1 protein-coding gene is annotated in these 419 nt (G+C 67.5%); it reads left to right on the forward strand.

Features of this window, described 5'->3' with window-relative positions:
- Nucleotides 1–134: 134 nt before the first annotated feature.
- The coding region (locus EZM81_RS18105; protein ID WP_136646748.1) for an acyl-CoA transferase at nt 135–419 on the forward strand (285 nt) is incomplete at its 3' end.

Below are 419 nucleotides of genomic sequence, written 5' to 3' on the forward strand. Positions count from 1 at the left end.
CCTCCGGTGGGAGTGCGTCGAACTCCGGTTCGAACTCTTCGGCAAACGAGACGGTCCACGACATACGATCCTCATGTCTTGGAAGCTATATAGCCCCGAGGCATTAATCTGGCAAGAACTGCCCGAGCAGAGCGATGCCCACCCCCCGCGAAACCATCCTTGCCGCGCTGCACGCGCGGCTTTCGGCGCTGCCCGCCACCGCCCTGCGCGGCGACGTCTTGCCCGAGCGCGTGCCCGCCGCAGGCCTGCTGATCCTGCGCGACGGCGAACCGGGGGAGCCGGAAGTGACGCTGTCGCCGCTGCGCTACCACTACCAGCACCGTGCCGAGATCGAGGCGGTCGTTCAGGGTGCTGCCCGTGATACCGCGTTCGACACACTCTGCGCCAGCATCGGCGCGGCGATTGCCGCCGACCGCACG

The sequence above is a fragment of the Tabrizicola sp. YIM 78059 genome (assembly GCF_004959785.1).
In the GTDB taxonomy this organism is placed as follows: Bacteria; Pseudomonadota; Alphaproteobacteria; order Rhodobacterales; family Rhodobacteraceae; genus Tabrizicola; species Tabrizicola caldifontis.